This is a genomic window from Streptomyces cinereospinus (assembly GCF_042430725.1).
GTDB classification, from domain to species: Bacteria; Actinomycetota; Actinomycetes; order Streptomycetales; family Streptomycetaceae; genus Streptomyces; species Streptomyces cinereospinus.
In genome coordinates, this window is the sequence record NZ_JBHMCY010000008.1 from 112,691 (window position 1) to 121,083 (window position 8,393).

At 72.7% G+C, this 8,393-nt stretch carries 6 protein-coding genes and 1 pseudogene; 1 reads left to right on the forward strand and 6 read right to left on the reverse strand.

All coding sequences use genetic code 11. The features are described from left to right. Positions 1–7 precede the first annotated feature (7 nt). Complete coding sequence (locus tag ACFF45_RS06520) at positions 8–874, reverse strand: acyl-CoA thioesterase (protein ID WP_381343125.1); 867 nt, start codon at positions 872–874, stop codon at positions 8–10. Positions 875–893: 19 nt separating this feature from the next. After that, positions 894–3,407: a DEAD/DEAH box helicase gene (locus ACFF45_RS06525; RefSeq protein ID WP_381343127.1), complete on the reverse strand. Its 2,514-nt coding sequence runs from the start codon at positions 3,405–3,407 to the stop codon at positions 894–896. Between the two features lie 145 nt (positions 3,408–3,552). Between ACFF45_RS06525 and ACFF45_RS06530 the strand changes: the two genes are divergently transcribed. Beyond that, entirely contained in the window at positions 3,553–4,347 is a 795-nt protein-coding gene (locus ACFF45_RS06530; RefSeq protein ID WP_381343130.1) for a metal-dependent hydrolase, read from the forward strand. 23 nt (positions 4,348–4,370) lie between these two features. Here the strand turns inward: ACFF45_RS06530 and ACFF45_RS06535 are convergent. The 4 genes and pseudogenes from ACFF45_RS06535 to ACFF45_RS06550 form a co-directional block, all read right to left on the reverse strand. Continuing rightward, positions 4,371–4,670: pseudogene (locus tag ACFF45_RS06535) on the reverse strand (type B 50S ribosomal protein L31). Positions 4,671–4,721: 51 nt separating this feature from the next. After that, on the reverse strand, positions 4,722–5,192 hold the full coding sequence (locus ACFF45_RS06540) for a DUF5709 domain-containing protein (protein WP_381343132.1): 471 nt from the start codon (positions 5,190–5,192) through the stop codon (positions 4,722–4,724). Positions 5,193–5,516: 324 nt separating this feature from the next. Then, the gene (locus tag ACFF45_RS06545) at positions 5,517–7,334 is read right to left on the reverse strand and encodes an ABC transporter ATP-binding protein (RefSeq protein ID WP_381343135.1); all 1,818 of its coding nucleotides are present in this window, start codon (positions 7,332–7,334) and stop codon (positions 5,517–5,519) included. After that, on the reverse strand, positions 7,331–8,393 hold a 1,063-nt coding region (locus tag ACFF45_RS06550; protein WP_381343138.1), incomplete at its 5' end, for an ATP-binding cassette domain-containing protein. The genes ACFF45_RS06550 and ACFF45_RS06545, both read right to left, overlap by 4 nt.

Genomic DNA, 8,393 nt, shown 5'->3' on the forward strand with positions numbered 1-8,393 from the left:
CCGTTCCCTACAGCGCCCGGAACAGCCCCTCCTGGACGACCGAGACCAGCAGACGGCCCTCCAGGTCGTAGATGCGCCCGCGGGCGAGGCCGCGCCCGCCGGTCGCGATCGGTGACTCCTGGTCGTACAGGAACCACTCGTCCGCGCGGAACGGCCGGTGGAACCACATCGCGTGGTCCAGCGACGCCATGTCGAAGCCCCGCGGACCCCACAGCGGCTCGACCGGGATCCGCACGGCGTCCAGCAGGGTCATGTCGCTCGCGTACGTCAGGGCGCAGGTGTGCACCAGCGGGTCGTCGCCGAGGGGGCCGACCGCGCGCATCCAGACCGCGCTGCGCGGCTCGGCGCCCCTGACCTCCTCCGGCGCCCAGCGCAGCCGGTCCACATACCGGATGTCGAACGGCTGGCGGCGCGCCATCCGCTCCAGCTGCTCGGGCAGCGCACCCAGATGCTCCCGGATCTCGTCGACGACCGTCGGCAGGGACTCCGGGTCCGGCACCTCGCGGGCCGGCGGCAGCTGGTGCTCGAAGCTCCCATCCTCAGGCTGGTGAAAGGAGGCGGTCAGGTTGAAAATTGTCCGGCCCTGCTGCACGGCCGTGACCCGGCGGGTCGTGAAGGACCGCCCGTCCCGGACCCGTTCCACCTGGTACACGATCGGCACGCCCGGCCGTCCCGGACGCAGGAAGTACGCGTGCAGCGAGTGCACGGGGCGGTCGCCCTCCGTGGTGCGCCCGGCGGCGACCAGCGCCTGGCCGGCCACCTGGCCGCCGAAGACCCGCTGCAGCGACTCCTGGGGGCTGCGGCCGCGAAAGATGTTGACCTCGATCTGCTCCAGGTCCAGCAGGTCGACGAGCCTCTCGGCCGGGTTGGTCATGGTTGTCTGTCTCCTGTGCTCACAGCTGGCCGACGTCGGTGACGCGGACCACGGCACGGCCTTCGGCGTCGGAGGCCGTGAGGTCGATCTCGGCGCTGATGCCCCAGTCGTGATCGTCGTCGGGGTCGTCGAAGATCTGCCGGACGCGCCACAGCCCGTTCTCCGGCTGCTCCTCGATCACCAGCAGCTTGGGACCGCGCGCGTCGGGACCGGTTCCGAGGTCGTCGTACTCGTCCCAGTACTTGTCCATGGCCTCGCCCCAGGCATCCGCGTCCCAGCCGGACTCGGCGTCCATCTCGCCCAGCTCGTCCACCTGGTCCAGGGCGGCCAGCTCCACGCGGCGGAACATGGCGTTGCGGACCAGCACCCGGAAGGCACGCGCGTTGGCGGTGACCGGCTTGACCTGGTCGGCCTTCTCCTGGGCCTCCTCGGCGGTCATCTCCTCCGGGTTGGCCAGCTGCTCCCACTCGTCCAGCAGGCTGGAGTCGACCTGGCGCACCATCTCGCCGAGCCACTCGATCAGATCCTGCAGGTCCTCGGACTTCAGATCGTCCGGAATGGTGTGCTCGAGGGTCTTGTACGCGCCGGCCAGGTAGCGCAGGACGATGCCCTCGGTGCGGGCCAGTTCGTAGAAGGAGACCAACTCCGTGAAGGACAAAGCCCGTTCGTACATGTCGCGGATGACGGACTTCGGGGACAGCGGATGGTCGCCGACCCACGGGTGGCTCTTGCGGTACGTGTCGTACGCGTGGAAAAGCAGCTCCTCCAGCGGCTTCGGGTAGGAGATCTCCTGGAGACGCTCCATGCGCTCCTCGTACTCGACCCCGTCCGCCTTCATCGCGGCCACGGCCTCGCCGCGCGCCTTGTTCTGCTGGGCGGCGAGGATCTGCCGCGGGTCGTCCAGGGTGGACTCCACGACGGACACCATGTCCAGCGCGTAGGAGGGCGACTCCGGGTCCAGCAGCTCGAAGGAGGCGAGCGCGAAGGTCGACAGCGGCTGGTTCAGCGCGAAGTCCTGCTGGAGGTCCACGGTGAGCCGGACGATCCGGCCCTCGGCGTCCGGCTTGTCGAGTTTCTCGACGATGCCGCCGTCGAGCAGCGAGCGGTAGATGGCGATCGCACGGCGGATGTGGCGCAGCTGCTGCTTGCGCGGCTCGTGGTTGTCCTCCAGGAGGTGCCGCATGGCCTCGAAGGCGTTGCCGGGCCGGGCGATCACCGACAGCAGCATCGTGTGGGTGACCCGGAAGCGGGACGTCAGCGGCTCCGGTTCGGAGGTGATGAGTTTGTCGAAGGTGTCCTCGCTCCAGGCGACGAAGCCCTCCGGGGCCTTCTTGCGGACGACCTTCCGGCGCTTCTTCGGGTCGTCGCCCGCCTTGGCGAGCGCCTTCTCGTTCTCGATGACGTGCTCGGGAGCCTGGGCGACCACGAAGCCCGCCGTGTCGAAGCCCGCGCGGCCCGCGCGGCCCGCGATCTGGTGGAACTCACGGGCGCGCAGCGTCCGCACCCGGCTGCCGTCGTACTTGGTCAGGGCGGTGAAGAGCACCGTGCGGATGGGCACGTTGACGCCGACGCCGAGGGTGTCGGTGCCGCAGATCACCTTCAGCAGACCGGCCTGGGCGAGCTTCTCCACCAGGCGGCGGTACTTGGGCAGCATGCCCGCGTGGTGCACGCCGATGCCGTGCCGGACGTAACGGGAGAGGTTGCGGCCGAACTTCGTGGTGAAGCGGAAATTGCCGATCAGCTCGGCGATCTGGTCCTTCTCCTCACGCGAGCACATGTTGATGCTCATCAGCGCCTGCGCCCGCTCGACCGCCTGCGCCTGCGTGAAGTGCACGATGTACACCGGCGCCTGCTTGGTCTCCAGCAGCTCGGTCAGCGTCTCCGTGAGCGGCGTGCGCCGGTACGCGTAGGAGAGCGGCACCGGTCGTGTCGCCGAGCGGACCACCGAGGTGGGCCGGCCGGTGCGCCGGGTGAGGTCCTTCTCGAACATCGAGACGTCGCCGAGGGTGGCCGACATGAGGACGAACTGCGCCTGGGGCAGTTCCAGCAGCGGGATCTGCCACGCCCAGCCGCGGTCCGGCTCCGCGTAGAAGTGGAACTCGTCCATGACGACCTGGCCGATGTCCGCGTCCTTGCCGTCGCGCAGCGCGATCGAGGCCAGCACCTCGGCGGTGCAGCAGATGACCGGGGCGTCGGCGTTGACGGAGGCGTCACCGGTGAGCATGCCGACGTTCTCGGTGCCGAACAGCTTGCACAGTTCGAAGAACTTCTCCGAGACCAGCGCCTTGATCGGAGCCGTGTAGAAGGTGACCTCGTCGCGGGCCAGGGCGGCGAAGTGGGCGCCTGCGGCGATCATGCTCTTGCCGGAGCCGGTGGGCGTCGACACGATCACGTTGGCGCCGGAGACCACCTCGATCAGCGCCTCCTCCTGGTGGGGGTAGAGCGTGAGACCGCGATCCTGCGCCCACGACTCGAAGGCTTCGTAGAGGGCGTCGGGGTCTGCGGTCTGCGGCAGCTGATCGATGAGGGTCACGCCCCCATCTTGCCTGGCCTCCCGGCCGATGCGGGAATCGGATGCCCGCACGAAGATCGCGAACGCTACGCTGTGTCGCCGACACGACGTCAGCGCACCAGGTCAACTGGACAGCGGCGCAAGAGGAACGGGGCGGGCAGCGGCGATGATGGGACCAGCACACTCTCTCTCGGGCGCCGCGGCCTGGCTCGGCGTCGGAGCCGCCACCACCGCGGCCGGGCACGGGATGCCCTGGCCGGTCCTGCTGTGCGGCGCGCTGATCTGCGCCGGCGCCGCCCTCGCCCCGGACCTCGACCACAAGGCCGCCACCATCTCCCGCGCCTTCGGACCGCTGTCGCGCTGGCTGTGCGAGATCGTCGACAAGCTGTCGTACGCGGTTTACAAGGCCACGAAGAAGCAGGGCGACCCGCGTCGCTCCGGTGGGCACCGCACGCTCACGCACACCTGGCTGTGGGCGGTCATGATCGGCGCGGGCGCCTCCGTGCTGGCGATCACCGGAGGGCGCTGGGCGGTGCTGACGATCCTCTTCGTGCACCTGGTCCTGGCCATCGAGGGCCTGCTGTGGCGGGCGACCCGGGGGGCCAGCGCCGACGTCCTGGTGTGGCTGCTGGCCGCGACGAGCGCCTGGATCCTCGCCGGTGTGCTGGACCAGCCGGGCCACGGGGCGGACTGGCTGTTCACGGAGCCGGGCCAGGAGTACCTGTGGCTCGGGCTGCCGATCGTGCTCGGCGCGCTGGTGCACGACGTCGGGGACGCGCTGACCGTCTCGGGCTGCCCGATACTGTGGCCGATCCCGGTGGGCCGCAAGCGCTGGTACCCGCTCGGACCGCCGAAGGCCATGCGGTTCCGGGCGGGCAGCTGGGTGGAGCTCAAGGTGCTGATGCCGGCGTTCATGGTCCTCGGGGGAGTGGGCGGTGCGGCCGCCCTCAACGTGATCTGAGGTCCCGCACGGCGCGGGCGGCGTCAGTCCGAGCCCTGCCGCGCCCCTTCACCTTGCCGCGCACCCTCCGCCTGCCGCGTTCCTTCTCCGTACCGGCGTTCGCAGCGGGCGACGCGGCCCTCGCGGTCGACCGTGCGGGCCTTGCCGGTGGAGAAGGGGTGGCTCTCCGAGGAGATCTCGACGTCCACGACGGGGTGGCTCTCGCCGTCGTCCTACTCGACGGTCCGGTCGCTGGCCGCGGCCGAGCGGGTCAGGAACGCGTGGCCGGCGGCACGGTCTCGGAAGACGACCGGATGGTGGTCGGGGTGCTTGTCCTGCTGCATGGCTGCTCCTGGTCCGCGGGGGACGAGGGCGTCGGACGGGCGGGGCGGGCGTCAGCCCGAGAGGGCGTCCTCGTCGACGATGTGGATGGCGGCCTCCTCTGCGGAGGCGGCCGCTCCGTCGATGCCGACGTCGGTGGCGACCAGGGCGGCCTCCTCGTCCTCGTGCGCTCCCTCGTCGGGGGCGACGAGCCGCCCGGAGCGGACCGCGCCGACCTCGTTGTCCAGGAGTTCCCCGTCGGTGTCCTCGCTGTCGCCGATGCCGTCCACGTCGGGTACGGCCGGCTCGGGCAGTTCCTCGGCCAGCCGCTGGTCCAGGGATTCGCCCTGGACCCGCTCGGCCGCCGTCACACCGGTGTGCTCCACCGCCCACGGCCGCTCCGGAGGGGACCAGCCCCGGTCCAGGGGGTCGCTGACACCGTCGTACTCGAGGGTGTCCTCAGCGTCGAGCAGCCCCGTGTCCTCCCGCTGCTCGGATCCGTCGGGCTGGTAGACGTCGTCTCCCCATCCGTCGGCGTTGTTCACGGGTACCTCCAGGGAATGAGGACGGGGCCGCTCCCGCCACGGTCGGCGGCGGGCCGCCCGTGCCGGGGACACAGACTGCGCCCATCGCGGTCCCGCGCACTTCGCGGGTGCTCCCCGAGCCTGCGCCGCTCTCCAGCCTTCCACCCCTGTTCGCCCCCGCGCAACGGCACGGGCACCCACCTGGGGCGGGCCGCCGGGACGAGGGAGGCCCACCTGCGGGCACCGGGCGGGGGAGGGGCGCCACGGCCCGGACGGTGCGCGGCGGCACCCGGTGCCGGGCCGGGCGCGGCCCCCGCGAGGCCGCACCCCCCTCGCCGTCCTCCCTCACCCGTGCCACGACCTCCACAGCGCCGCGTACGCCCCGTCCGCCGCGACCAGCTCCGGGTGACTGCCGAGCTCGCTGATGCGCCCGTTCTCGACGACCGCGATGACGTCCGCGTCGTGGGCGGTGTGCAGACGGTGGGCGATGGCGACGACGGTCCGGCCGTCGAGCACGCGGGCCAGGGAGCGTTCCAGGTGGCGGGCCGCGCGCGGGTCGAGCAGGGACGTCGCCTCGTCCAGGACCAGCGTGTGCGGGTCGGCCAGCACCAGCCGGGCCAGCGCGATCTGCTGGGCCTGCGCCGGGGTGAGCGCCAGCCCGCCCGAGCCGACCTCGGTGTCCAGCCCCTTCTCCAGGGCACGCGCCCAGCCGTCCGCGTCCACCGCGCCGAGCGCCGCCCACAGCTCCGCCTCGACGGCCTCGCCGGGAGTCTGCCCGCCCGCGGGGAGCCGGGAGTGGGGGAGGGCGAGCAGCAGGTTGTCGCGCAGGGAGCCGACGAAGACGTGGTGCTCCTGGTTGACGAGGGCCACGTGGGAGCGGACGCGTTCCGCGGGCATCCGGGACAGTTCCGCGCCGCCGAGGGTGACCCGCCCCGCACGGGGCGCGTAGATGCCGGCGAGCAGTCGGCCCAGTGTGGATTTGCCCGCGCCGGAGGGACCCACCAGCGCCACCCTGGTGCCGGGGGCGACCTCCAGGGACACCCGGCGCAGTACGTCGACGCCCTCGACGTAGCCGAAGCGCACCCGGTCGGCGTGCACGTCCCGCCCGTCGGGCACCAGCGCCGGGTCCCCGGCGTCCGGCTCGATGTCGCGGACCCCGACGAGCCGGGCCAGCGAGACCTGGGCCACCTGCAGCTCGTCGTACCAGCGCAGGATCAGCCCGACCGGATCGACGAGCATCTGCGCGATCAGCGCGCCCGTGGTCAGCTGCCCGATCCCGAGCCAGCCCTGGAGCACGAACACCCCGCCGGCCATCAGGACGGAGGCGAGCACGGTCACGTGCGTGACGCTGATGACCGGGAACAGCACCGACCGCAGCCAGAGCGTGTAGCGCTCCCAGGCCGTCCACTCCTTGATCCGCCGTTCCGACAGCTCCACCCGGCGGGCGCCGAGCCGGTGCGCCTCGACGGTGCGCCCGGCGTCGACGGTCTCGGCCAGGGCCGCGGCCACGGCGGCGTAGCCGGCGGCCTCCGAGCGGTAGGCGGCCGGTGCCCGCCGGAAGTACCAGCGGCAGCCGGCCACCAGCAGCGGCAGCGCGAGCAGCGCGGCGGCCGCCAGCGGAGGTGCCGTGACGGCCAGGCCGCCCAGCAGCAGAGCCACCCACACCACACCGATCGCCAGCTGGGGCACGGCCTCACGCATGGCGTTGGCGAGCCGGTCGATGTCGGTGGTGATCCGGGACAGCAGATCACCCGTTCCGGCCCGCTCCAGGACACCCGGCGGCAGCCCGACCGACCGGACGAGGAAGTCCTCGCGCAGGTCGGCCAGCATCCGCTCGCCGAGCATCGCGCCACGCAGCCGCACCTCGCGCACGAACACGGCCTGCACGACCAGCGCGACCAGGAAGAACGTCACCGTGATGCCCAGGTGCGGCTCACGCGCGCCGTCCGCCACCCGCTCGACGAGACCGCCCAGCAGGTAGGGGCCGGCCATGGAGGAGACGACGGCGACCGTGTTGACGCCGACGAGGAGCAGGAAGGCCCGGCGGTGCCGGCGGAACAGTTCGGCCACGTAGGCGCGTACGGTGGTCGGGGCGCCGACGGGCAGGGTGTGCGCCGTCGTCGGAGCCGCCGGGTCGTACGCCGGTGGCGCCACGCCGATCATGCGGTCTCCTCGATCTCGTCAAGTTCGTCCAGTTCGTCGAGGTCACTGACGTCGAACTGGTCCAGCACGCCGCTCAGTACGGCCTCCTCCTCGGCCTCCTCTGCGGTTTCCCGGGTCACCACGGCCCGGTACCGGGGCTCGGCGTGCACCAGCTCACGGTGCACGCCGGCCGCCACCGCCTCGCCCTCGTGCACCAGCACCACCCGGTCCGCGCGGTCCAGCAGCAGCGGCGAGGAGGTGAACACGACCGTCGTGCGCCCGGCCCGCAGATCGCGCACGCCCTCCGCGATCCGCGCCTCGGTGTGGGAGTCGACGGCGGAGGTCGGCTCGTCCAGCACGAGCACCTCGGGGTCGCTGATCAGCGACCGGGCGAGGGCGAGCCGCTGGCGCTGGCCGCCGGAGAGGGAGCGCCCGCGTTCGGTGATGCGGGCGTGCATCGGGTCCTCGGCGTCGAGCGAGCCCTGTACGAGCGCCGCCAGCACGTCCTCGCACTGCGCGGCCGACAGGGCCCGCTCCGCGGTGACGTCTCCGGAGGCGGGTACGTCGAGCAGTTCGAGCAGGGAGCCCGACAGCAGCACGGGGTCCTTGTCCTGGACCAGGACGGCCGTGCGCGCGCGGTCGAGCGGCAGGTCGTCGAGCGGCACGCCGCCGAGCAGTACCGACGGGCCCTGCTCCGGCGGATGCCCGCCGAGGCGCTCGGCCAGTCGCCCCGCCGCGTCGGGGTCGCCGCACACCACGGCGGTGAGCCGCCCGTGCGGTGCGAGCAGACCGGTGGCCGGGTCGTACAGGTCCCCGGAGGGCAGCCCACTCGCCCGCGCGCCCGGTCCCGACTCCGCCCGCGTGCCCGGTCCCGACTCCGCCCGCGTGCCCGGTCCCGACTCCGCCCGCGTGCCCGGTCCCGACTCCGCCCGCGTGCCCGGTCCCGACTCCGCCCGCGTGCCCGGTCCCGACTCCGCCCGCGTGCCCGGTCCCGAGTCCGCCCGCGTGCCCGGTCCCGAGTCCGGCCGCGTGCCCGGTCCCGACTCCGCCCGCGTGCCCGGTCCCGACTCCGCCCGCGTG

What these genes read in the sequence shown, in the direction of transcription:
- ACFF45_RS06545 (WP_381343135.1), bottom strand. Translation starts at nt 7,334, where the DNA reads ATGATCGGCGTGGCGCCACCGGCGTACGACCCGGCGGCTCCGACGACG.
- ACFF45_RS06530 (WP_381343130.1), top strand. Translation starts at nt 3,553, where the DNA reads ATGATGGGACCAGCACACTCTCTCTCGGGCGCCGCGGCCTGGCTCGGC.
- ACFF45_RS06520 (WP_381343125.1), bottom strand. Translation starts at nt 874, where the DNA reads ATGACCAACCCGGCCGAGAGGCTCGTCGACCTGCTGGACCTGGAGCAG.